This window comes from Ruegeria sp. BF10 (genome assembly GCF_056538725.1).
This window is the reverse complement of the sequence record NZ_JBQFTR010000003.1, coordinates 192738-217750: the sequence shown is the minus strand read 5'-3', so window position 1 is coordinate 217750 and position 25013 is coordinate 192738. Positions and strand designations below refer to the sequence as shown.

Annotated in this window: 19 protein-coding genes; 7 read left to right on the top strand and 12 right to left on the bottom strand. The window is 60.1% G+C overall.

Annotated features, from left to right (window positions below):
* Positions 1-14: 14 nt before the first annotated feature.
* Positions 15-470, bottom strand: coding sequence for a methylated-DNA--[protein]-cysteine S-methyltransferase (locus ACR0DJ_RS14065; protein ID WP_480685352.1), 456 nt, complete (start codon positions 468-470; stop codon positions 15-17).
* A gap of 134 nt (positions 471-604) precedes the next feature.
* Between ACR0DJ_RS14065 and ACR0DJ_RS14060 the strand changes: the two genes are divergently transcribed.
* Positions 605-2563 (top strand): lipase family protein, encoded by a 1959-nt coding sequence (locus tag ACR0DJ_RS14060; protein WP_480685351.1) that lies wholly within the window; start codon positions 605-607, stop codon positions 2561-2563.
* Between the two features lie 42 nt (positions 2564-2605).
* Here ACR0DJ_RS14060 and ileS read toward each other — a convergent pair whose 3' ends face one another.
* The 6 genes from ileS to ACR0DJ_RS14030 all read right to left on the bottom strand — a co-directional run bounded on the left by ileS (position 2606) and on the right by ACR0DJ_RS14030 (position 12191).
* Positions 2606-5518 (bottom strand): isoleucine--tRNA ligase, encoded by a 2913-nt coding sequence (gene ileS / locus ACR0DJ_RS14055; protein WP_480685350.1) that lies wholly within the window; start codon positions 5516-5518, stop codon positions 2606-2608.
* Positions 5519-5683: 165 nt separating this feature from the next.
* The gene (locus ACR0DJ_RS14050; RefSeq protein WP_480685349.1) at positions 5684-8392 is read right to left on the bottom strand and encodes a DUF2339 domain-containing protein; all 2709 of its coding nucleotides are present in this window, start codon (positions 8390-8392) and stop codon (positions 5684-5686) included.
* A gap of 178 nt (positions 8393-8570) precedes the next feature.
* Complete coding sequence (locus ACR0DJ_RS14045) at positions 8571-9281, bottom strand: VIT1/CCC1 transporter family protein (RefSeq protein WP_257600202.1); 711 nt, start codon at positions 9279-9281, stop codon at positions 8571-8573.
* A gap of 60 nt (positions 9282-9341) precedes the next feature.
* Positions 9342-10331 carry a YcjF family protein gene (locus ACR0DJ_RS14040; RefSeq protein WP_425079804.1) on the bottom strand — a complete coding sequence of 330 codons (990 nt, stop codon included), beginning with the start codon at positions 10329-10331 and terminating at the stop codon, positions 9342-9344.
* Entirely contained in the window at positions 10324-10779 is a 456-nt protein-coding gene (locus tag ACR0DJ_RS14035) for an N-acetyltransferase family protein (protein ID WP_480685348.1), read from the bottom strand. Before ACR0DJ_RS14035 ends, ACR0DJ_RS14040 begins: the two co-directional genes overlap by 8 nt.
* Positions 10776-12191, bottom strand: a complete 1416-nt coding sequence (locus ACR0DJ_RS14030) for a YcjX family GTP-binding protein (protein ID WP_480685347.1) — start codon at positions 12189-12191, stop codon at positions 10776-10778. The genes ACR0DJ_RS14035 and ACR0DJ_RS14030 overlap by 4 nt, the downstream gene beginning before the upstream one ends.
* 107 nt (positions 12192-12298) lie before the next feature.
* On the opposite strand from ACR0DJ_RS14030, the gene truA reads away from it, so the two are divergent.
* Positions 12299-13066, top strand: coding sequence for a tRNA pseudouridine(38-40) synthase TruA (gene truA, locus ACR0DJ_RS14025; protein ID WP_480685346.1), 768 nt, complete (start codon positions 12299-12301; stop codon positions 13064-13066).
* A gap of 1 nt (position 13067) precedes the next feature.
* Here the strand turns inward: truA and ACR0DJ_RS14020 are convergent, their stop codons facing one another.
* The 4 genes from ACR0DJ_RS14020 to ACR0DJ_RS14005 form a co-directional block, all read right to left on the bottom strand.
* A complete protein-coding gene (locus ACR0DJ_RS14020) occupies positions 13068-14003 on the bottom strand; it encodes a nickel/cobalt transporter (RefSeq protein ID WP_480685344.1) in 936 nt (311 codons plus the stop codon).
* Positions 13988-14635 (bottom strand): DUF1007 family protein, encoded by a 648-nt coding sequence (locus ACR0DJ_RS14015; RefSeq protein WP_480685343.1) that lies wholly within the window; start codon positions 14633-14635, stop codon positions 13988-13990. The genes ACR0DJ_RS14020 and ACR0DJ_RS14015 overlap by 16 nt, the downstream gene beginning before the upstream one ends.
* Positions 14636-14707: 72 nt before the next feature.
* Positions 14708-15514, bottom strand: a complete 807-nt coding sequence (locus tag ACR0DJ_RS14010) for a thioesterase family protein (RefSeq protein WP_480685342.1) — start codon at positions 15512-15514, stop codon at positions 14708-14710.
* A gap of 56 nt (positions 15515-15570) precedes the next feature.
* Complete coding sequence (locus ACR0DJ_RS14005) at positions 15571-15750, bottom strand: hypothetical protein (protein ID WP_425079811.1); 180 nt, start codon at positions 15748-15750, stop codon at positions 15571-15573.
* Positions 15751-15880: 130 nt separating this feature from the next.
* On the opposite strand from ACR0DJ_RS14005, the gene ACR0DJ_RS14000 reads away from it, so the two are divergent.
* A complete protein-coding gene (locus tag ACR0DJ_RS14000; RefSeq protein WP_425079812.1) occupies positions 15881-16816 on the top strand; it encodes a 2-hydroxyacid dehydrogenase in 936 nt (311 codons plus the stop codon).
* A gap of 15 nt (positions 16817-16831) precedes the next feature.
* Here ACR0DJ_RS14000 and ACR0DJ_RS13995 read toward each other — a convergent pair whose 3' ends face one another.
* A complete protein-coding gene (locus ACR0DJ_RS13995) occupies positions 16832-17188 on the bottom strand; it encodes a hypothetical protein (protein WP_480685340.1) in 357 nt (118 codons plus the stop codon).
* 326 nt (positions 17189-17514) lie between these two features.
* Here ACR0DJ_RS13995 and ACR0DJ_RS13990 point away from each other — a divergent pair, with 326 nt between their 5' ends.
* The 4 genes from ACR0DJ_RS13990 to ACR0DJ_RS13975 all read left to right on the top strand — a co-directional run bounded on the left by ACR0DJ_RS13990 (position 17515) and on the right by ACR0DJ_RS13975 (position 24922).
* Positions 17515-17838 carry a hypothetical protein gene (locus tag ACR0DJ_RS13990; protein WP_170344942.1) on the top strand — a complete coding sequence of 108 codons (324 nt, stop codon included), beginning with the start codon at positions 17515-17517 and terminating at the stop codon, positions 17836-17838.
* 54 nt (positions 17839-17892) lie between these two features.
* Entirely contained in the window at positions 17893-18879 is a 987-nt protein-coding gene (locus ACR0DJ_RS13985) for a type I glyceraldehyde-3-phosphate dehydrogenase (protein ID WP_425079813.1), read from the top strand.
* 194 nt (positions 18880-19073) lie between these two features.
* Positions 19074-20837 carry an autotransporter assembly complex protein TamA gene (locus ACR0DJ_RS13980; RefSeq protein WP_425079868.1) on the top strand — a complete coding sequence of 588 codons (1764 nt, stop codon included), beginning with the start codon at positions 19074-19076 and terminating at the stop codon, positions 20835-20837.
* On the top strand, positions 20834-24922 hold the full coding sequence (locus ACR0DJ_RS13975) for a translocation/assembly module TamB domain-containing protein (RefSeq protein WP_480685339.1): 4089 nt from the start codon (positions 20834-20836) through the stop codon (positions 24920-24922). Before ACR0DJ_RS13980 ends, ACR0DJ_RS13975 begins: the two co-directional genes overlap by 4 nt.
* Positions 24923-25013 lie beyond the last annotated feature (91 nt).

Here is a 25013-nt window from a genome sequence, read left to right as displayed (position 1 = left end):
CCGAATTTCGACGCTCAGATCAAAAGACCTGCCGCCCGCTCATGCCGCAACAGGGCAACTTTCGTCTCAACACCACCGTCGCCCGAGAAACCGCCCAGGCCATTTGCGGCCAGAACCCGGTGGCAGGGAATGATCACGGGAATGGGGTTTGCGCCGCAGGCCTGGCCAACCGGCTGGGCGGGCCGCCCCAGTTCTTTGGCGATATCGCCATAGGTGCGCGTTTCTCCTAGAGGGATGGCATACATCAGGTCACAGACCTGCTTTTGAAACTCTGATCCGTCAATGCGATACGGCAGATCGAAACGGTCAAGCCGCCCTTCATCATAGGCCATCAACTGGGCGGCGGCTTCGCGCAGCAGCGCGGTCGGCTCTCCTTCGTCCCTGCCGTTCCAGACAAGCCGCGTAAGGGCCCCGTCTGTTTCTTCAACACCAAGTCGCCCGAACCGGGTTTCAACGGAAATCATCGCCATGGACCGACGGTTTCAGATCAAAGCGCCCAGCGCAAGCGCGGGAGCGTGCAAGGCTACGCAAAACGTCATTTTTGGTCATTGGTGCCATTCATGATATGCTTCTGTCGTTACTTAAAGAGATTTTGGAGAACGCAATGGGTCGGCATTTGATCCTCACGGTACATGGAATCGGTGAACAAAAACCCGGCGAAACCGTCGACCAGGTGGTCGGCGCGGCCACAACCTGGCTGGATGGAAACCCCAGACCACCGATCGAAGTCGAACGCGGCATGATCGAACTGGCCGAATCCACCTTCGACGGAAATCCAAGAAATGCAGAGCTGTTCGAAGTCAATCTGCGCACGGTGACCGACCCGGCCGTTCCTCAGGACAAGGCCCTGTTTGCCGAAGTTTATTGGGCTGATCGCTCTCCGGCCCCGAAAGGAGCGATCAAAACCGTGCTGGATCTGATCTGGGTCGTTCTGGCGTTGGGATATCTGGCGATGGACAATGTCGAGCAAACCCACAGCCGCAGGGGCGTTGCCTCGGACCAACCAAATGGCAGGAATACACTGGCGGCACAGCTGGTACATCTTTTCACATGGATCTTCTTCGGTGCGGTTGCGACGCTGAACGTCTTTTTGCTGATCGGTGCCGCAGCGGTCATGACCGACCGGATACCTGTCTCGGTTTTCCAGAACCCTACCCTGTTGTTCTGGCTGCTGTTCGGGCTGTACGCCGGCGGGGCCATCGTCGGGCTGGGGCAAGGCCGATCCGCGCCGACCTATCTCAGGCGGGTTTTCTGGCGCGGAATGCTCGGAATAGGAACAGCACTGACCCTGTGCCTGGTCATTGGACCGCTGGGCCTGAAATTGTGGGCCTGCGTCCCTTCCGAAACGGAAAGCTGCCCACCGGCCCTGGAGCAATTCGTGGCTTTTCAGGTTTTTCTGCTGTCCATCTTCTGGGCTGTACTTATCTTCCTGACGATCATCCTTTACGCGCTGTCTCTGGCGAAACTTCAGATCAATGATACGCTAACAGAGCACAGGCGCCTGTACCCCAGCATATGCGCAGGCATGCTGGTTTTCTGGATGTTCTTCATTTCCGGTCTCTGGTTGACCATAGAGCAATTGCTGGAAACTGTTACGGGCCTGTCCGGCGGTCAACTGCAACGTCTTTTTGAAAGCAATTTGAACGAGTCCATCGAAACACTCAGTGTGGCCTTTGTGGCCATCGTTCTGTTGGGGTTCGTTGGCGTCGGGCTTTTTGCAGGCCGCAAGACATACAAGGCCAACCTTCACACCCGCAGCGGTCTGATCAGCCGGGCGATTGTGAACCGGCTGGCACAGTGGGTCTTTCTGTTTGGTACAATCGTGCTGGTTCTGGTCACGATCCGAGAGATCGCGGCCAACCAGAATTTTGAGGCCGCATGCAACGTGGGAATAGGTGAAACCAACCTGATCTCTTGGGCTTTGGACAGGTTGGCCTGTTCGCAGGGCGAAATCGGCCTGGTCGTTCTTGGTGCAACTGCATTGATGTACCGGTTTTCTGATTTTGTTTCCGCCGGGCTGGGCGTGGCACGGGATATCGTCACCTACGCCATTCGCGACAAGTGCTATCTGGGAAAAGACCTGGAAACGCGGCAACGCAACTATCCGGATCGCAAGGCGATAGACGAGCGTTTCTATCGCACCTTGTACTATGTTCTCGATATCTTTCCAGCGGATCATATCACGGTGATATCCCATTCGCAGGGCACCGTGATTGCCACACAGATGCTTACGGACCCACGTGTCCAAAAGCGTATTGGCAACCGACCTCTGACTCTCGTTACGATGGGTTCCCCGGTCACGCATATTTATCAGCGCTATTTTCCCGAAATGTTCACACTTGCGGCCAGTCATCTGAACGCCGCGTGGTTCAACATCTTCCGGCAGGACGATTTTGTTGGAACGGAAATCGAAGGGGGGCTGATTTTTGCGAACCGGAACATCCCGGTCGATCCCGGAGGGCATACCGGCTACTTCACGGATTACCAGGTTTGGAAAGCGCTGACGGACCCTGCCATTGGCTTTGATCTGTTCAATCCTGTCCCGCAGGCAGTGCAGATATAGGCAGGAAAGCCCCCCCGAGTGAACCCGAGGGGGCGAATTAACTTATCCAAGCGCTTCGTCACAGCGCCCGCAGACGCCCGCGTGGGTGTGACGGCCCACATCAGGCAGGATTTTCCAGCAGCGCTGACATTTCTCGCCTTCTGCTTTTTCGAATACGACGGCAACGCCTTCGATTTCCGGCACACGGAACGCCTCGGCCGGGGCGGGATCGCCGGTCACCGTCAGGCCCGAAGTGATGCACATGTCGTCCACGTCGAACGTGGCCAGCAGATCGCGGGTATCGCCATCCTCGACATGCACGATCGGTGCCGCTTCGAGGCTGGAACCGATCACCTTGTCCTGACGCTGAACCTCGAGCGCGGCGGTCACGGCCCGGCGCACACGGCGCACCTTGGCCATGTTGGCCTCAAGCTCGGCATCGCGCCAATCGGCCGGTGTGTCCGGGAAGTCCACCAGATGGACCGAACTGTCATCGCCCGGGAACCGTTCCAGCCAGACCTCTTCCATGGTGAAGACCAGTACAGGGGCCAGCCATGTGGTCAGGCGATGGAACAGAATGTCCAGAACAGTGCGCGCGGCGCGACGGCGTGTGCTGTCCCCGTCGCAATACAAAACGTCCTTGCGAACGTCGAAATAGAAGGACGACAGGTCTACGGTGGCAAAGTTGAACACCGCGCTGAACACGCCCTGGAAGTCGAACGCGGCATAGCCCTTGCGGACCTGTTCGTCCAACTCGGCCAGACGGCTGAGTACCCAGCGTTCAAGGCGCGGCATGCCTGCGGGATCAACCCGATCTGCCTCGGTGAAGTCGGCCAATGATCCCAGCATGAACCGCATGGTGTTGCGCAGGCGGCGATAGCTGTCGGCGGTGCCTTTCAGGATCTCCGGCCCGATCCGCTGGTCTGCGGTATAATCGGTCTGGGCCACCCACAGGCGCAGGATATCGGCGCCATATTGCTTGATGACCTCTTCCGGTACGATGGTGTTGCCCAGCGATTTGGACATCTTGTTGCCTTTGGCATCCAGTGTGAAACCGTGAGTCACCACGTTCCGGTACGGTGCGCGGCCCTTGGTGCCGCAGGCTTGCAGCATGGACGAATGGAACCAGCCGCGGTGCTGGTCGGTGCCCTCCATGTAGACATCTGCAATGCCATCCTCGGTCCCGTCATCGCGATCCCGCAGAACGAACGCGTGGGTGGAACCCGAGTCAAACCACACATCCAGAACGTCAAAGACCTGATCGTAGTCGTCAGGATTGACGATGCCGTCGAGGATCTTTTCTTTGAAGCCTTCGGTATACCAGACGTCTGCGCCGTCCTTTTCGAACGCCGCCTTGATGCGGGCGTTCAGTTCTTCATTGCGCAGCAGGTAATCCGCATCGGTGGGCAGAGCGCCCTTCTTGGTGAAGCACGTCAGCGGCACACCCCATGCACGCTGGCGCGACAGAACCCAATCCGGGCGTGCTTCGATCATCGAATACAGACGGTTGCGGCCGGACTGCGGCGTCCACTTCACCAACTCGTCAATCGACCGCAGGGCACGTTCGCGGATGGTGTCGCCCATCTCGCCCATACCGTCGTCCAGCTTGCGGTCGACGGATGCGAACCACTGCGGCGTGTTGCGGTAGATGATCGGCGCCTTGGAGCGCCACGAATGTGGATAGCTGTGCTTGATCTTGCCGCGCGCCAGCAGCCCGCCGACCTCGGCCAGCTTGTCGATGACCGCCTTGTTGGCGTCACCCTCGCCGCCCTTGCGGGACAGGATGTATTTGCCGCCGAAGAACGGCAGGTCAGCGCGGAACGAGCCGTCATCCATCACGTTATAGGTGATGACCTGCTCCAGCATGCCCAGATCACGGTACAGCTCGAATTCCTCCATCCCGTGGGACGGTGCACAATGGACGAATCCGGTGCCTTCGGTATCGGTCACGAAGTCAGCGGCGCGGAAATCGCGGATGTCGTCCCATTCACCGTTGCCGCCTTCGGCCCCGGCCAACGGGTGAAGCAGTTGAACGCTCTCCAATTCGTCAGCGGTCACGTCGCGCACACGGGTCCACTGATCGTCATTCAGACGGGCACGGCCCAGTACATCGGCGGCCAGGTTGTCGGCCAACAGGAACCTGTCGCCTACCTTGGCCCAGCATTCCTCGGGCGTGTCAGTAACTTCGTAGAGACCGTAGGAAATGTCCTTGCCATAGACGACGGCCTTGTTCGACGGCATGGTCCATGGGGTCGTCGTCCAGATCACCACATAGGCATCATCAAGATCGCCCGCATTCACGACCTTGAACTTCACCCAGATTGTGAAGCTTTCCTTGTCGTGATACTCGACCTCGGCCTCGGCCAGCGCCGTCTTTTCGATGGGCGACCACATAACGGGTTTCGAGCCCTGATAAAGCGTGCCGTTCATCAGGAACTTCATGAACTCGTCCGCGATCACGGCTTCGGCGTGATAGTCCATTGTGATATAGGGATCGGCCCAGTTGCCGGTGATGCCCAGACGCTTGAACTCTTCGCGCTGGATGTCGATCCAGCCTTCGGCGAACTTGCGGCATTCCTGACGGAAGTCGACGATGTTCACCTCGTCCTTGTTCTTGCCCTTCTTGCGGTACTGTTCCTCGATCTTCCATTCGATCGGCAGGCCGTGACAGTCCCAGCCGGGGACATAGCGCGCATCAAAGCCCATCATCTGATGGGAGCGCACGATCATGTCCTTGATAGTCTTGTTCAGGGCGTGGCCGATATGCAGATGACCATTCGCGTAAGGGGGGCCATCGTGCAGGGTAAAGGGTGTGCGGCCCTTTTTCTCGCGCAGGCGGTCATAGACGCCGATGGTCTCCCACCGTTCCAGCCATGCGGGTTCGCGTTTCGGCAGACCGGCGCGCATGGGGAAATCGGTTTTGGGCAGGTTCAGCGTGTCTTTGTAGTCAGGTGTCTGGATCGTGTCGGCGCACATTTGGGGCGTCCTTTGGATGATCTGGTCGTCTATTGGATCGAAGCGGTCGGTGCGAAGTCTCAAACACCTTTGCCCGGCGTCTCAGGAGGTCAGAGCGCCGGGGATATAATTCGAATAATGATGGCCATCCGGTCATGCATGACCGCGCTTATATGACGCCTGCACCTAATGGTCCAGAGGTTCTGCCCGCTGCAGCGAATGGCGCAGTTTCGCCCACCGGTTCAGCCACGCGAGACCGGCCAGCGCAAGGCCCAGCGCCAACAGCGAAAACACCCGGATCAGGCCCCCCAGACCGGCGATGTCGATCAGGAAGACCTTGGCAACCGCCAACCCGATCACCGCCAGCCCGGCCTTGCGCATCAGGTCGGATCGGCGGGCCAGAGATTGATAGAACAGAGCGGCCCCGATCAGCAGTAGAACGATGGTATAGGTGTAGAGCTCGGGCTGCGTGACGCCGTTGCCTTCATACATACCCGCCGCGCCCTGCCAGACGTGACGGATCGCCAAACCCAACCAAACTGCGGCCAACACCCCTGCAACGGCAAAGCTTGCTTGCATGATCGGTTTGGGCATTTCCCGGATCCTCCAGGCCGAACCGCCGATGGCCAATGCGGGCAACAGATAGGCAACGGCCAGCGTATTCAAAACCGGCGCCCCCAGCACCGGATCTGCATTCGGATCAAACAAGGGGTTCTGGTCCGCCAATGCCAGCAACAGATAGAATAGGCCATGAGCCGCAAAGAACAGAGCAAGCAGGTATCGCAAATAGTTCAGCTTGCCACCCAGCCCGAACCTCTGCACCTGCGCGAACGCAAGCAAAAGCCAGATGACGGCCAGCAGACCCAGGCCCCAATGGCTGTTGTCAGCGCCGCCATCTCCGAAGCCTTCGAGCCAACGCAGCAGCAGCAATGAAAGCAGGATACCCGCTGTCGCCCAGGCCGCGCTTTCCAGCAGCAGCGCCGCCAGAGGGCGCTTCAACGGACGCAAAAGCCACCAGCCCACGACAAATCCCAATGTGGCCGCGCCATAGACCATCGCCATCTCAGACACCGGAGCGGAATTGGCCCAGTCCAGCCCGGGATCAAGCACCAGACGCACCGTGACGGTAAAGATACCCGCCCAGATGAACCAGCTCATCGGCGGCAGGATGAACCTGCGGTCCAACGCTGCGGCAACTACGACACTGGCGACCAGAGCAACCGTGAGCGCCGATGAACTGAGCACGATGACGCAAGCGAACACCAGACACGACAGCGCGGACAGAGTGGCCAGAGCCGCTCGCATCCGGTCATCGCCGTCAACACGGGCAAAACGTTCTGCCAGAACCACCATCAGCACCGCCAGTGCGATCGCATGGAGCGCCCAGGGGTAGGCTCCGATCACCGAAGCCGGATGCCAGCCTACTTCCAGCGCGATGGCCAGCACAGGGGCAAAAAGCGCGGCTCCTCCGGCCCAGACGGCGCGATACTGGCTTGTCGTGAATGACCGCCAGGCCATCAGGGCCGACATCAAACCTCCCAAGGCGACCAGAACAGTCACCACCATCGGATAGTCGGCCTCGGGTGTTTCCGCGTAAGTGCCCGCGAACCTGTCCAGAACCGCGCCGTTCTCAAGCCCGTGAGAGGCGACAAAGACCACCAGACCGGCCGCTGGCAGGACAGTCAGGTCCCGGAGGGCCGGTGCATCCTTGGCCCATAGGAGCAACGCCAGAACGAGGGTGGACAACAAGCTGACGCCCAACCAGAATTCGGGTTCCGTATCCGCCCAATGCCAGGACAGGATCACCGTACTTGCCGCGATGGCCCCGGCGGCCAGTCGAGTTGGGAATTCGGGCCAGGGGCGGGCCTTTGGGCGGCGGATCATCTCAGACAGCATGGGGCCCGCGTGATTTGGCCAAATGCGCCGCACCGGGATGGCGGTTGCCAAAAGCGCCAGCACCGTTGCGGCGATCAGGTATCCCGATTCCGTACTCGGCGTCCCGGTCACCAGAAGCAGATTCGCCGCATAGGCCCCGAACAGCGTCAGGACCGAGATCCATGCCCAGCGCCGTACCGTGTCGATACCCAGCCCCAAGACGGCAACCAGCAGGAAATACGCATAAAGCCAAGAGGGATCATCAGACGCGCCCCCAACCAGGAAAGGAGCGGCAAAGGCTCCGATCAGACCGACCGCAGCCAGCAGCGGACCGTGGAACCACCCCAGAACAAGGCCCACCAGCGCGACAACGACCATCCCTGCCAGTGCCGTTTCGGCACCGATCAGGTTGTACAGCTGGCGGGCAGACAGGATCGCCCCGAACAAAGTGACAAGCCCGGCACCGGAAAAGACCGAGGGCAAATAGGCAGTGGCCGCCTCCTCATCATCCCCGAACTTCCGACGCAACACCTCGCCTGCAAGGATCAGAACAGCGCCGAAACCCAGGGCCGCTAAAACACGGGCCGCCGGAGGCAGCAAACCGTTTTCGACGCCGTATTGCACAAGGAAAATACCGGCCAGCGCCAGAGACAGGGCCGAAACCACATAAAACCAGTTCTCGCGCAGCCACGCGCCCAAAGCCGCAAACCTGTCATGGCGAAACACGACAGCCGGAGAAGAAACCTCTGCATCCTGAGCGTCGGCACTGTTGTCTTCCTGCCGTTTCGGAACCGACCAGGGTGCCGGCCTGCGCGGCTTCTCTTCAGCAGCAGGTTGCGGTGCAGGCGTTTCCTGTTCCGGTTGCGGCAGGACGGTCGCATCACCTGAGGCCAAGGCGTCGATTTGCGCTTCCAGCTGCTCTACCCGGCGCCGCAAACGGGAATGCCCGACCAAAAGGGCAATCAATGTCACAGGGATGGCCAGAACAATCAGGCCAACAAGAACAAGCAGCGATTCCAACCGAGTCTCCGATCCTTTTGAAGGTCAGGCTATCTTGAGCCGTCCGAAAGTGACAGTCAGGAAAGCCGTGACCCGATCTAAAACACCGAAATCGTCAGGCGCGCGATCGTTGGCCTGAAAAGGTCCGGGATCTCCGGTAACGCCTGCCGCAAGAACCGTCATCCCAGCGCTGCAAAACTCATGGGTGGAACAGGGACCCGACGAGATACGCGATCAGCGCGGCCAGCCCGCCGATCAAAAACGTCTCGATCCCCGACCGCCACCAGGGGGCCAGTGACCACCGGCTTTTGAGCGCGCCAATCGCAAAGAATACAGCCATGGTCATCCAGGCCGAGATCGCAAATGCGTTCGGCAAGGACGCCAGGAACGGCAGCAAAGGGATCATCCCCGCCACCAGAAACGCAAAGAAGGTGGCCACTGCGGCTTTCATTGGATGCGGGTCGACACTGCCCAGACCGTATTCACCTTCGATCATCAGGTTGATCCAGTTTTCGGTGCTCGAGGTGATCTCTGCCGTGGCCTCATTCAGAATGCCGCCAGACAGCCCTTTTTGCGCAAGGATCTCTCGCACTTCTTCGCGCTCGCCATCCGGGTACAACGCAATGTGGCGTTCCTCGACCGCGCGGATGCGGCGAATGTTGTCCAGTTCGGCCTTGGTGCCCGAATAATTGCCCGCAGCCATCGAAAACCCGTCAGCCAGAACATTCGCCAGGCCAAGCGCCACGATAACGAACGGGGAAAGACCTGCCCCTGCAACGCCTGCCACAATGGCAAATGTGGTGACGGACCCGTCGATGCCGCCATAGACGACATCGCGCAACACACCTCGTCCAGGCGGTGCGTTGATCCGTTCGGCGATTTCCTGCGGGCTGTGACCGTGATCCGTCATGGCTGGCTCCTTTGACACTTTCAGTGTGTCGAAGCGCAGGCCGGGGCGCCTTGCTTTGGATCAACCCTTGGAAAACAGGCCCTGCAAGGCGCGTTTGATGATGCCCCGCGTCGAAGGTTTGTGCCTGTCCGAGAAGGGCAGCGGACGGCACACCTCCATCGCGGCCACACCCACACGGGCGCTGAGCGCCCCGTTGACCAGACCCTCTCCGAACCGGCGGGACAGTTTGCTTAAAACGGAACCGCCCAGGACAGGCTCCAGCAGATCATCGCCGACGGCCACGGCCCCTGTCGCCACCAGATGCACAAATACACTGCGGGTCAGACGCCAGCCGCCCAGCGCACCTGCACGCCCGCCATAGATTTCCGCAACCCGGCGGATCATCCGCAACGACGCGGCCAGCGCGGTTATCACATCCGCAAGCGCCAATGGCACCAATGCGGTCACGGTTGCAACTTGCCGGGCCGCGGCCTCGACCTCGCGGCTGGCGGCTTGATCCAGAGGGGCCAGCAGTTCATCTTCGGCAAGTTCCAGCAGAGCTGACGCATCGAACTGGTCCGCCATCCGCTCGGTCAATCGTTCGCGGCCCCAGCGCGTGTCTTCCCGGCCTTTGTAGAATGCGATGATACGGTTGGTGACCGCACGGGCCTGAGCCAGATCGTCCTCGGCCAATGCGGTGTCTGCGGCCCGACGCAGGCCATCTACGCGGGACAATCGCCCCAATGCGGCCAGTTCACGGACAGCGATCATAAGCGCCACAAGAACCAGCGCGGCGATCAATCCGGTTACGATCCAACCCAATACAGGTGTCCGCGCCACCAGCGAGGTTGCAAAATCCCACGCGGCCACCGATACGGCCGCCCCGACCACTGCCAGGGCCAGCCCCCAGAACCAGCGTGCCAGAGCCGATGGTTTGCGCGCCGCCAGCCGTGCCGCGCTTTGCATCGCCTGCCCTTGCGGTTGCGCGATGTCCGGCACCGGCGGGGCCTTGGCGACATCGGCAGGGGGCTCATCCGTTTCAAGATCGATCAAAACCGGGCCTTTAGCCATGGATCACACCCTCACTGCGCCAGACAAACAATATGTCCGGCAGGTTTTCGTCATTATCCGCCCCATCGCTGCGGGCCACCTCGGCAAAGCCGTTACGTTCATAAAACCGGCACGCTCGGGCGTTGTCCTGAAACGCGTACAAACTCAGCTCTGAGCGGGCCGATTTGGCATGATCCAGCAATTGCCGGCCAATCCCGCGGCCCCGAACCGAAACATCCAGATAAAGCGAATGGATTTCACGACCGTCGAGCGCCAAAAAACCTACAACGCCGGCCTCGGTTTCAGCCACGGTCACCCATTCCTGATCAATCATTCGACCACAGAAGGCGATGGTCTCGGCGCAGCTGTGCAATTCAGGCATCCAGTCGTTTTCCCGGGCGAAGCCATGCAGGATTGTCCCGATGGTACCTGCATCCGTTGGGCGTGCGGGACGCAGAAGTACCGTCACAACCGATCTCCAATCAAAAACTGGGCGGCACGATCCAGTCGGATATGCGGCGGGCCGTCACCGGGTTTCATGGTCAGCCGGGCCGGGGCAAAGGCCATGAAGCCGTAGTCTTCGCCCAACCACGTATCAGCCCCATTTCGGGCCGGGCCCAACAGATGCGCTGGATCCTCGGGCAATTCACCGGGGTAGAAGGCGGCCTGTTTCCCACTATCCAACAAGGTACCCCGAACGCATGGCAATTCTGTCCCGTTGTGATTGCGCAATTCTTCGGTCGTTGCGCGCAGCGATGCCAGAGACAGGGCCTCGGTCCGGGCCCCTGCGAAACTCGCCCGATCGCGCGCCTCGCGCGTCAATGCTTCGATGATCGCGGTCAGGCGGGGATGCTGGGTGTGGTGCAAATGGTCGGCTTTTGTCGCCGCAAACAAAATGCGTTCGACCCGCTTGCCCAACAGCAATTGGCTGAGCCATGCATTTCGGCCGGGGCGAAAGGCCGACAGGATATCAGCCATGGCGCGGCGCATATCCTCGACCGCCTGCGGTCCCTTGTGAATTGCGCCCAGCGCGTCAACCAGAACCACCTGCCGGTCTATCCGCGAGAAGTGATCCCGAAAAAACGGTTTCACGACCTGCGCTTTGTAAGCTTCAAATCGCCGTTCCATCTCGCGCTGAAGCGTTCTGCGCCGCGACGGGCCAGACACCACCAACGGCGCAAAGGTCAGAACCGGAGAGCCTGCCAGATCGCCCGGCAACAGGAAACGCCCGGGGGTACAGTCGTAGTACCCCGCTTCACGCGCCTGATTGAGATAGGTCGTGAAAGACGATGCCAGCGCTTGCGCCGTCGGCTCGTCATGTGCGCCGGACGGGTCTGCGGCATTGACCTGGGCCAGATACCCGGCAGCCTCCGAGCGGGCCTCGATACGTGTCAGTGTTTCCCGAGACCAGTCTGCATACGACTTGTCCAGCAAGGCCAGATCCAAAAGCCATTCGCCGGGGTAATCGACAATGTCCAGATGAACGGTGCGCGGTCCCTGCAAGCCGGCAAGCAAGCCGGCTGGGCGGGCTTTGAAGGACAGGCGCAGTTCTGACACCGCGCGCGTGCTGTCCGGCCAGTGCGGTGTCGGACCGGTCAGGGCGGACAGGTGCGTTTCATAATCGAACCGGGGCACGGTGTCATCGGGCTGCGGTTGCAGATAGGCGGCGTTGATCCGTCCTTCCTGCTGCGCAACCAACCCGGTCATACGCCCCCGATCCAGCAGGTTCGCCACCAGCGAGGTGATGAAAACCGTCTTGCCCGACCGCGCCAACCCGGTGACACCCAGGCGGATGACAGGCTCAAAGAACGTCTCGGAGACGCTGTCGCCGATGGTTTCGACGCCGCGCACAAGACTGTCTGCCAGTGATGAGATGACCAATCCGTCGCCCCGCAATTATCGTTTCACCCAAGATAGGTAGAGGGTACCGCACATACCAGCGCTTTCGCCCCCTTGCCCGTTCCCGCGCCGCGCTGTACCAGCGGCACATGCCCAGATACGCGTTGAAAGTCGAATACCAGGGGGAGCCGTTTGCCGGATGGCAGCGGCAAAAGGATCAACCGTCCGTGCAGGGGGCAATCGAACAGGCCCTGTCCCGCATTCAACCGGGTGCGCATACGATTGCTGCCGCAGGGCGCACCGACGCCGGTGTTCATGCATTGGGACAGGTTGCTCATTGCGACATGGCCAAGGACTGGAATCCGTTCCGCCTGTCCGAGGCGCTGAACTATCACCTCAAACCGCAGCCGGTGGCGATTGTTGAGGCAGCACGGGTCGACGCGGATTGGCACGCCCGGTTTTCGGCGGTCGAACGGCAATACCTGTTCCGCATCCTGATGCGGCGCGCGCCTGCAACCCATGACAAAGGGCAGGTTTGGCAGATCAATCATCCGCTGGATGTCGAGGCCATGCAGGAAGGGGCGAACATGCTGCTGGGTCGCCATGATTTCACGACCTTCAGGTCGTCGATTTGTCAGGCGGCCAGCCCGGTCAAAACTCTGGATGAGTTGCGGGTTGAACAGGTTCAGGGATTTTCCGGCCCCGAGGTCCATTTCCACGTTAGGGCACGGTCATTCCTGCACAATCAGGTGCGCAGTTTCGTCGGAACCCTGGAACGTGTGGGCGCCGGCGCGTGGACCCCGGAAGATGTTCGCAAGGCGTTGGAAGCCGCCGACCGTTCGGCCTGCGGGCCAGTGTGCCCGCCGCAAGGGCTGTATCTGGCGCGGGTTGGTTACCCGGAACCGGTATTCGACTGACCTAAATCGCTCGCAGAAGCAATCCACTTGCGATCACGGCAATGATCAGCCCGGCGACCAGTTCGATGGTTGGGGCCAACACCGATGCGAACCGTGTGGCCGAGGCTGAGGCCAGCAGACCTCCGCGAAGGCCAAAGGACGTCCATCCCACCAAGGTCGTCACCAACGCCGTGCCCAATGCCATGGCAAAGGCCCCGGCGATACCGACCATCGCGATGCCCATCTGCCACGTCAGGATCAGCACGAACAAAGCCCCTGTGCACGGTCGCGCCGCGATGCCCGCAATCAGGATCAGGGCCTCGCGCAGTGAACCCACATTTGCAATTTCCTGCGCGGTGGGGCCATGGCGGTGACCGCAATCTGAGCAGACCTCTCCTTCGTGGTGGTGATGATGCGTGTGATCGTTTTCACGATGATGGTGATCATGGGACGACGCGGTTTTCCGTCTCCTTGCGAAACTGCGCAAGGACCGGACCACCAGCCAAAGACCGATAAGGGCAATTGCACCGTAGCTGATCGGAGCCATGACCTGTTCCGTCGTTCCAACAAGGCTTTCGCGGGACATCTGGAACACCAGCACCCCGGCATAGACCAGTACGACGGCCGTCACCGCCTGCCCGAGGCTGGACAATACGCTGATCGCCGATAGCCTCCAGAAAGCAACACGCCGACCCAAACCGTAGCCCCCGATCAGGACTTTTCCGTGGCCGGGGCCGATGGCATGAAAGAACCCGTAGGCGAAACAGACGGTCAGCAGCGTTGCCACCGCCTCGGGCTGCTCGGCACGCGCGGCACGCAAAGACCGGGCGATCTGGTTCTGGAATTCTCGTTGCTCCCCCGCGGCCCAGGCCGCAAGACTGTCAAAGCCTCCGCTGCCCCAGAACCAGAGCAGCAGACCGCAGGCAAGAGCAACCGGAACAATCAGGTAGCGGGACATGAAACACGGATCTCGGTCGCGAAGCTTTCACCGACCAGAGGAATATCGTTTTCCTCGAGGTCATAATCTGCGTCCAGTGTCAGCAGGAACGCCTGCATCTGCGCAAGTTGCCCGTCGATGTCCGGGTCAAACCGATCCATCCGGCACGCAGAAGGGCCTGTGACGGTGACGGGCCGCGTCACCTCGTAGGCGGTGTAAAACGTCTCATCAAATGCCTTTGCGGACAATGCCGTGGCAGGCACGGCACCGGCTTCCACCGCCCTGAGATGCGTGGTGACAACGCGCCCGTCTTCAACTGTCGCGTGCGCCTCCATCGGACCGGAAAGTGCAACCGGGTTTCCGTCTGCGGTAACGACAAGATCGCCGTTGTATCCTTCCACCCACTGCGTATCGAACCCGGTCAGGAACCGTTCTTCGCTTTGTGTCAGAACGCCGTCGGCATCCTGATCCAGCTTCATGTCTTCCAGAACCAGCAACGAGTAGAATTCGTCATACGCCCAGGTCACGCGGACATGGGTCAGTTGACCAGCGTCATCCACGATGAATTCCAGCCCGGTATCAATGAAGACATGCGGGTGGGCGTTGGTCTGCATCGGCCAGCAAAGGATCAAAGTGGTTATAAGGTAACGCATGAGATCAAGATAGGTCTCCCTCCGTTTGGCGGCAACGACATTTTCAATCCCGATGCGAAATCCGGCCCGACATCAGGTCGGCGGAAACAGAACCAGTGTTTGCAGCGCAGCACCCACTGGACCTTGCGTATCAAAGAGCACGGACTGAGACATGCCGATGCCGGAAGGCTGCCAATGCGAAACCGACTCGGATGCCAGCCAGTCCGAAACCGGTTCACGGTGGATATGCACGGTCAGGTCGGTGTTCATGAACCCCATTTCCGAGGTTGGCGCGTTCCACGAGATACCGTTGCCACAATCCGCCAACGGGCACAGGGCCTGTATGGGCGACTGATCCTCGCCCTGCAAAAGCTGCGGAGTGCGCATCCAAATTGTTTTGGGCCCGGCACCCTGTTTTCCCCCTGCCGGATAGCGAATATCGCTGTAATGGGCGAAACCGGGCAAATCGTGGCGAATTTCACCTATCGGAAAAGGGCCCTCGACAACGTCCTCTATCCTCGGCGCATCTATCTCGACATTCGGCACCTGCCCCAGATCGCGCCGCAAAAGATGCATCGTGGTGGCCGTGGCGCAGAGCGTGTCATCAAGATCGTGTACCGTGACCCGCGTGGTGCCCAGCGTCTTGGTATGGCGCGTGGTCTCTGCCGCGACACGGAGCCCGGCCAATGGAAGTGGCCGCAACAAATCGACAGTCAGTCGGGTCAGCATCTTTTCGGGGCCGATTTCGGTTTCTGCAGCACGTACGATCAAGCCGCTGACCGGCCCCGCGTGGCAATGAGCGGCAGACCACGGCCCGCGCGCGGCATCGTTGCCAATAAAGGCCCCGTCATCGCGCTGATGAAAATAGGTCTTGTCCGTAAAATCGAGCGCTTCCGCCATGTGTTCCTCGGGTCTATTCTTGTGCAAATCGTTTCAATTCATATGGGCCCGGGTGTTTAACCACTTTCGCCATTCCGACGGCGGGGGGCGGACAAGTTGGACACACCGGCCTTGCGATCAGTTTCGCTTTCACCTCCCGGGAAACATGTGTCCTCCAGCCGCATGATCTCGAACCCGGTCATATCGGCAACGTCTTGCAGATGATAAGGAATTTGCGCGGCCAGGCTGAATGTCATGTTTTCGGAATTGTCCCTGTCAAGCACCGGGTCCGGGCTATACTTTTGCCGCAAGGATGGCTTAACTGCCCAGGCCCTGTCCACCGTAGTGACGGGACGTCACCGCATCAAACCTAAGCAGGAGCCGTACATGGCGTTGTTGATCGAAACCGGGCTGTCCAACTGGATAAGTGATGACGAAATTGCCCGCAGTTTACGGGCGGTGTTGCCGGATGCGGATATTCGCACCGCGAAAACGTTGGGAAACCCGGATGACATAACGATGCTGGCCGTGGTTGATATGCAACGTGACCACCCGACGCGACTGCCCAACCTGAAACTGGTTCAAAAGCTGGGCGCAGGGGTTGAAACCATTGTCAGCCATCCCGGTCTGCCCGGTCATGTTCGCATCGCCCGCCTGAAGCCTGACGCACCGGCACAGGGCATTGCCGAGTGGTTTCTGGCCTATATCCTGCGCGCTCAGCGACACATGGCATTTCACGAAGCGGCCCAATCCCGCGCCGAGTGGTCCCCGCGCGCACCGGTTTTCACCCCAGACACCGTGGTCGGCGTTCTGGGTCTTGGCCACATCGGTGCCCGCACCGCGCGGATGCTGCGCGCCGTGGGCTTTCAGGTGATGGGCTGGAGCCGTACGCCCAAGGTCATTGACGGTGTAACTTGTTTGCATGGGCAGGACGCGTTGCCCACGCTTCTAGGACAATGTGACCACGTTTGCGCAATCCTGCCCTCGACCCCTCAAACCGCTGGCCTGTTTGATGCCCGAATGCTGGCGGCGATGAAACCCGGCAGTCAGTTGCTGAACGCGGGGCGCGGAAATCTGATTGATGAGGGCGCCCTGATCGCGGCACTGGACGCAGGTATTCCGGGGCATGCCGTGTTGGACGTCACCTCGCGGGAACCCCTGCCACAAGACAGCCCGCTGTGGCGCCACCCCGGCGTGACGATCACGCCTCATGTTTCAGGCTGGCATCTGGGCGATGCGTTGTCGGATGTGGCTGAAAACTTCCAACGACTCTGTTCCGGCGCGCCCTTGCTGCATGAAGTCAATCGCGATCAGGGCTACTGAAATCTGACCTGATGATCAGGGCGTAAGGATCCAATTGCCGTTGCCGTCGTTGCAGCGGCGGGTTCGGATTTCCCTGCTTTGATCACCACCGTCCGGCTGAATCACATGCTGAAGGCCAACGCAATTTCCCTGTACCGATTGCACCCGGATTGTACCCTTGGAACCCGTGTCGTCATTCTTCCATGACCGTTCCTGACCCACGGATGGCGTGCCACTGGTCAAAAGCGCGTTCGAGGCTGCGTTGACCACTTCGAAATCTGCCGGAGACAACCCCATCTCGGCTATGATTCGGGACAGAGGCTTGGCCTCGCCCACGGTGTTCATCAATAGAATGCCGCATGCGGCGACGGCGGTAAAAAATGTGGCATTCATGGCGGCCTCGCAGAGCTGAAATCATTTGTGGTCAAGGTTATACCCCTAACCCGGCAGGGCCAAGCCCCTGAGGCGAACCTTCAAAACACCCCGGGCAGCCCTGTCTGCGAGACTTCTGTTCGCAAGCCCGCAACGCGGGCGATCCGGGGTGGTTCAGGCATTGGCGGCACAAGGGCTGCAACCGGCATTTGCCATTGCCCACAGCTTGCCGGGAACACCTGGCCGACGGGGTGGCGCCGCATATTTCTGACCTTGGGGCTTCACAGGCGGGCTGGAATTTGCTGAAATCCAAGTAAATTCTGATTTTGAGCACTGGAGATTGTTCCATGAAACTACGCCCTGCCCTGCTGGCCGTCGCAGCACTCGCTTCATCCGCGGCCCTTTTTGCATCCCCCATCTCGGCCAAAGAAGAAACCAAATCCGTCTTCGTCATGAGCCGCACCTGGGCGGTGACACAGGTTTCCGACGCGCCGGTCGTCTATCGCGCCACGCGTGACAACAACAACCTCAACCCCTTCGGCCCGCCGCCGCGCCTGCGCACCGTTCAGGCCATTGCCGCGATTCAGCAGGCAACCGGGTGCAAGCCGATCGTGGCCAGCATGTATCAGAACATCTCGGGCCAGTTTTTCTCGCAGGTCAGCTGCAACTGACACGGCGTCAGATCAGGCATTGAGGTCGCCCGACCGGCCTGCCATAGCTTGCGCATGAAACTCGCGATTAACGGATTCGGCCGCATTGGCCGCACGATCCTGCGGCAGGTTCTGGCCCTGCCGGAAGGGTCAGATATCGAGTTGGCGCTGATCAATGACATCGCGCCGCTGGAAACCTGCGCATACCTGTTCAAATACGACAGCACATTCGGCCCCTATCCCGGCGATGTGTCCGGGGGGGACGCTGCGCTGATCGTGGATGGACGCGCGATTCCCATGACCCACAGCGCCGATCTGTCCCGCGTTGATCTGTCCGGCGTTGACGTCATGCTGGATTGTACCGGTATCGCCCGCAGTTCGGACGTTGCGCGTCGCGGGTTGACCGCGGGCGCAGGCAAAGTGCTGATCTCGGGCCCCTCCCCCGCTGCTGATGTCACCATCGTTCTGGGTGCGAACGAAGACCAGCTGGGCAGCGCCCGGATTGTGTCAAACGCATCCTGCACCACCAACGGATTGGTGCCACTGGTCAAGGTCATAGACGAGATCGGCGGCGTCGCATCGGGGCACATGACCACCATCCACTGTTATACCAACAGCCAGCCAATGGTAGATGCCCCGCGCGGCGACCTGGCCCGTTCTCGGGCGGGGGCATTGTCGATGGTGCCGACCACATCGAGTGCGATGCACCTGATCGATGTCGTCCTGCCTCATCTGGCCGGGCGCATTTCGGGCGCGGCTGTCCGCGTTCCCACGGCAAGTGTGTCAGCCGTGGACCTTGTGGTCACATTGCAGCGCGGCATGAGTGCCGAAACCTTCGATCACGCCCTGAAGCAGGCCGTTGCTGCATCGCCTGTGCTTGGCTGGACTGACTTGCCGCTGGTCTCGTCCGACCTGCGGGCCCGCCCTGAATCGCTGGTCATTGCCGGACCTGAGACCCGTATGGTGGGTGAAAATCAGGTCAGGGTCTTTGGCTGGTACGACAACGAATGGGGGTTTTCGGCGCGAATGCTGGACGTGGCCCGCCTTATGGCAGCCGAATAGCCGGGCGGTGACGTCAACACAATTTGGCCCAAAAAAAACACGTCTCATGCATAATTCCTTTCCCCATCCGCATTCAGATGCTCTAACCTGAATTCAAACGACCGTGCATGACGCGGGCAAGAGAACTGGAATTGGGACAGTTGGGGCAATTCATGCAAAGGAGCAAGCGGCAATGCCGTCTGGGGCGCTGGCTGATGGCCGCAGTTGTGACTTTGGCCCCAACCACATTGGCGGCGCTGGAAACCTCACTTTCCGCCCCCGGCGCATCGAAAGAACTGGTTGAACGCCTCGAAAAGACATCCTCGGTAACCACGGCTGAAGAACGCGGCCTCGACACCCCGCTTGAAATCCTCTCGGGAGCCTTGTCGGATTACCGAACGATTGTGCAAATCCTGTACGACGAAGGGTATTTCAGCCCGGTCGTCAGCATCAAGCTTGATGGACAGGAAGCGGCCGAGCTGAGCTCTCTCACGGTGCCTGCACAAATCAACCGTGCTGCGATTACCGTCGAAACCGGGCCACGCTTCAAATTCGGCACCGCCACAGTTCAGCCCCTGGCCCCTGAAACGGAACTGCCCGAGGACTTTGCCCCAGGGAAACTGGCGACGACCGGTGCCATTCAACAGGCCTCCTCGGCCGGTGTTCAGGGATGGAGGGACGCGGGTCACGCAAAAGCCGGAATTGCGGGTCAGACAATCATCGCGCGCCACGCCCAGGCCCGCCTGGATGCTCAGATCGATCTTGACCCCGGGCGCAGGCTGACATTTGGCAAAATGTTCATCAAGGGCAATTCAGACGTGCGCCACAGATCCATCGAAAAGATCGCCGGCTTCCCCAGTGGCGAGGTCTATTCGCCCGAGAAAATTCAGAAGGTGGGAACACGGTTGCGCCGGACCGGCACGTTCAACGTGGTCTCGTTGCAGGAACGAGAGACGCCGAATCCGGATGGCACACTGGATTTCGATGCCACGTTCGAAGACCTGCCCAAACGTCGGTTGACCTTTGGTGTCGAACTGGCCTCTCGTGATGGTGTGGATGTGACCGCGACGTGGACCCATCGCAACATGTTCAGGCGCGCAGAACGTCTGCGCTTCGAAGCGGCGGTCCGAAATATTGGCGGTGCAGAGGATATTGATGGCCGGATCGGATTGCGTCTGGATCAACCCGACCGGCTTGGCCCTGATGACAACACCTTCTGGAGCGCCCTGCTGGAACGCCGCAACACGGAAAACTACAATGTGACGGTGGCGTCGCTGGCCTATGGTGCGCGCCGAACGTTCTCGGACAATCTTTACGCCGAGGCATCGGCCGGATTTCAGTGGTCGGATGCAGATGACGCATATGGCAGCGGGCGCAAGTTCAGGTATTTCATCGTGCCGTTCCGATCCGAATGGGATGAGCGTGACAGCAAAGTCAGTGCCACGCGCGGTTTCTATCTGGATTCCCAGATCATGCCTTTTGTCGGCTTTTCCGGCAGCGACACTGGAATTCGTCTGTTTTTCGATGGCCGCGCCTATACCAGCCTTGGCACCGGAGGACGGATTGTACTGGCGGGGCGGGCGCAATTGGGATCCGTGATTGGCCCACCCGCAGACGGTGTCACACCTGACTTTCTGTTCTTTTCCGGTGGCGCGGGAACCGTGCGCGGGCAGCCGTATGAAAGCCTCGGCATTCCGGTCGGGACCGGCGTCGCAGGCGGCAAGTCATTTATTGGCTTGTCCGGTGAGATCCGAGGCAAGGTTACCGACAGCCTGTCGCTGGTCGGGTTTTATGACTACGGTGTCGTCGATACGTCTTCCTTTGTCGGCAGCGGCGCGGAAGACCACTCGGGCGCCGGTATCGGCGTAAGATATGATCTGGGCGGGTTTGGCCCCCTGCGTCTTGATCTGGCCTATCCTGTCAGCGGCCCCACCGGGGACGGGCTACAGTTCTACATCGGGATCGGACAGGCATTTTGAGACGGTACCTTTCATACCCTCTGCTGATCGGCGCGCTGGCGGTCGTGCCTGTGGCCGGACATCCGCAGGAGGACCAAGGCGGCAGCATGATCGAGCGGTTCCTACAGGATACACTGTCGGGCGACGATCAGAACGTCACCGTCAAAGGCCTGCAAGGTGCGCTGAGTTCACGTGCCACGATTGCCGAGATCACGGTTGCCGATGACGAAGGGGTCTGGCTGACCATAAAGGATGCCGAACTTGACTGGAACCGGCTGGCTTTGATCCGTGGGCGGTTCTCGGTCAATGCCTTGACTGCACAAGAGATCGACGTCGCCCGCGCGCCGGGCACCACCACCAAAGATACGCCGCCGCCAACCGCAGAGGCAAAAGGTTTCCAACTGCCTGAACTGCCCGTTGCCATCGAAATCGGTGAAATTCGTGTCGACGAGCTGGCTTTGGGCGAGCCTCTGATCGGAGTGGCCGCAGAACTGGCGGTCAATGGCAACCTGTCACTTGCCGACGGGACGCTGGACACCGATCTGGATATCACCCGGCTGGACCGGGCGGGCGATGAAATCAAGCTGGCAGCGGGCTTCCAGAATTCAACCAGCCAGATCGATCTTGACCTTCAGGTGACAGAGGCAGCGGGCGGCCTGATCTCGGCCGCTCTGAAAATTCCGGACAGTCCACCGATTGGGTTGACCGCGAAAGGGTCCGGACCGGTGACCGACTTCACCGCAGATATCGGCCTCAGCAGCGATGGTCAGCCTCGGGTGACAGGGCAGGTTCGGTTACGCTCGGCCCCGACTGCCGCGGCCAGCGCAGAAGAGGGCATTGCGTTTACTGCCGATCTCGGTGGTGATTTGACACCTTTTGTCGCCGAAGAAATGGATACGTTTTTCGGTGCCAAAACACAGCTCTATGTGGATGGGCGAACCCAACCTGAGGGTGCGCTGGAAATTGACGAGCTTGAGATCTCGTCACAAGCACTGAACCTGAAAGGCCAGTTACAGTTGGCGGCAGGTGGGCGATTGCAACTCGCGGCCCTGCAAGGACGCATAACGCCACCGGAGGGTGAAAGGGTAACTCTTCCAGCCTCGGGCGGTGACACGTCCGTTGGAGCAGCACAGATTTCGGCGCTGTACGACGAAAAAAACGGCAATCATTGGGACCTGAGCCTGACTGCAAACGCCGTGCAGGCCGAGCAGGTTGATTTGGAGCGCGCGCAAATTACTGCTCACGGGACCCTGGAACAGGGCGCAGCGCTAAAAATCAATGGCAACCTGCAGGCCGCGTTGGACGGTATTAGTCTGGCGGACGAGGCCCTGAATGCAGCAATAGGCGACCTCGTCACTCTGGATGGCACTTTCGAATATGGCAGTGACCAATCCCTGAACCTGACCGGTCTCGAACTGGTCGGTTCGGACTACGAATTGGGCGTCGACGCATTGGTCAGCGGCCTGTCCACCGGCTTGGCCGTCGACGGCACCGCCACTTTGAAAGCCACGGATCTGTCCCGGTTTTCGGAACTGGCGCAACTGGAGTTGGGAGGCGAGGTCTCGGCCAAGGTGACCGGTCGGGGCTCGCCACTGGAAGGCAGTTTCGACGGCAAGCTGGAGGTCGAAGGAACCGACCTCTCGACCGGGCGTGATGACATCGATCCGGTGATCAAGGGCAATACAACGATAACGCTCGACGCCAGGCGCGGCGCAGATGGCGTAACCATCCGAGATTTCACCCTGATCGGAGATACCATGCGCGCCCAGGCCGACGGCACGGTAACGACCCCTGATGGCAACGTGACGATCGATGGTCAGGCGACGGTCAATTCCCGGGACCTGTCCGTGTTTTCCGGCCTTGCCCAACGCGAACTCGGAGGCGCAGTGCAAGCGAAACTGAACGGAAAAGGAACCGTTCAGACGCTGGAGTTTGACGGCGCGGCCAGCGTATCGGGCCGGGACATCAAAACCGGTCTGACCGAGATTGATCCGCTGTTGGCCGGTCGCAACGAGATTACGTTCGACGGTGCGCTGAACCAGGAACAGATTGTGATCCGCGACGCGACGGTGAACGGTTCTGCCCTGACCGCCAAGGTCTCTGCCACCATAGACGATCCAAAGAATGCTTTGGCTATTGACGGGCAGGCCAATCTGAACATCCCGGACCTGTCACCGTTTTCAAACCTTGCCAAACGCGATCTCGCTGGGGCGATCCGGGCCGATGTTGCCGGCCAGGGCGCGGTCGGCAGCAAGGCGTTCGACGTAAAAGGCAATTTGGCTGCGGACGATATCAAAACCGGGATCGACGCCGTTGACGACCTGATCCAGGGGCGAACGAACCTGACCGTGGACGCGGTGAACAACGACGAAGGCCTGAACATCCGCACGTTCCAACTGATTGGAACCGCCCTGTCGGCAAATGCATCAGGCAAGTTGGACCGAAACGCTGGCGGCTTGGACTTTTCCGCCAAACTGGATGACCTTGCTCGTCTGTCGCAAACCTTGTCCGGCCCGCTTAACCTGAGCGGGAACGTCGCTCCGACCAGTTCTGGGCTGGAAGGCACTGCCCGCCTGGACGGACCTGACAGCTCATACGCCAGCCTAAAGGGAACGGTTGAGCGGGATGGGTCTGCCGACGTCGACTTTGACGCCAATCTGAACCGGATCGAGCGGTTTGTTCCAGAGTTTCCCGGCACCGTTGCAGCAACAGGGACGGCCCAGCGCGACAATGGAGTCTGGACGATCGACGCCAAGGCGCAAGGGCCCGCCGACATAGACACCACCTTGGCCGGCACCTTTGATGAAACCCGCAGTCAGGCGGATCTGACGGCTCAGGGCGGCATAAACCTTGGAATCGCGAATGTCTTCATCACACCAAACAAGATCGACGGGTCGGCGCGCTTCGATCTGGCACTCAAAGGTGCTCCGGCGCTGGCGTCGCTGAGCGGATCGATCACCACTTCGGGCACATCTCTTGCCGTACCGGGTGCTGGCCAGACTATTACCGGGATCAGTGGTCAGGTGGATCTGGCGCAAAGCCGCGCAACCATCACACTGAATGGCGGGGTTCGGGCGGGCGGCAACTTTACCGTCGACGGACCTGTTGACCTGACCCCTCCGTTCAACGCCCAGATCACCACCACCCTGAACAACCTCGTGCTGACGGATCGGTTGCTGTATGAAACCACCCTGAACGGTCAGATTGCCATGACCGGGGCGTTGGCCGGAGACAGTTCTTTGGCCGGTCAAATCACGTTTGACGAAACCAACATCAACCTTGCAGCCGCGTCCGGCGCCGTGGGCGCGGCACCTATCCCGGACATCCAGCACATCAACGAAAGCCGTGCCGGTTTCGTCACGCGAGAGCGTGCCGGATTGGTCGTGACCGAAGGATCCGAGAAAAGCGCGTCACGTATTGCGCTGGATATCAGCCTGCTTGCACCCAAGGCGGTTTTCGTCAGAGGGCGAGGCGTGAATGCAGAACTGGGCGGTCGGATTCTCATCGGCGGCACCACAGCATCTGTTGTTCCGTCCGGTCAGATCGAACTGATCCGGGGGAATTTCGACATTCTGGGCCGCAGATTGGCGCTGACCAAGGGTATCGTCACGTTGCAGGGCGACCTGACCCCGTATATCGAGTTCGAGTCTTCAGCCAGCACGTCTGACGGCACGGCGACAATCGAAATTGCGGGTCCGCTGGATTCACCTGAGGTCAATGTGTTTTCCGACCCCGAACGCCCGGCTGAAGAAGCGCTGGCGATGTTGCTGTTCGGGAACCGGTTTTCAGAAATCTCGCCGTTCCTGATCGCGCAGATGGCGGCATCGCTGGCGCAGCTCAGCGGTGCGGGAGGGGATGCAACCAAAGGCCTGCGGGACTCCACCGGAGTGGATACGGTTGACATAGGTGCTACGGAAAGCGGCGCGGGCCGTTTGGGCGCAGGCGCGTATCTGGGTGAAAACCTTTATACAGACTTCACCGTGAACACCGAAGGTGACACCGAAGTGAACCTGAACCTTGATGTCACGGACAATTTCACGGTGCGCGGTACGGTCGATGGCCGAGGAGAAACCGGCGTGGGTGTGTTCTTCGAGCGTGACTATTGACCAACCGTCAAAAAAGCCGAGGTGAGCCATCCGTTTGTTTCGCACGATCCGGTGACGGGTGTTCAAATTGCCAAATGGACGCCTGGTTCCG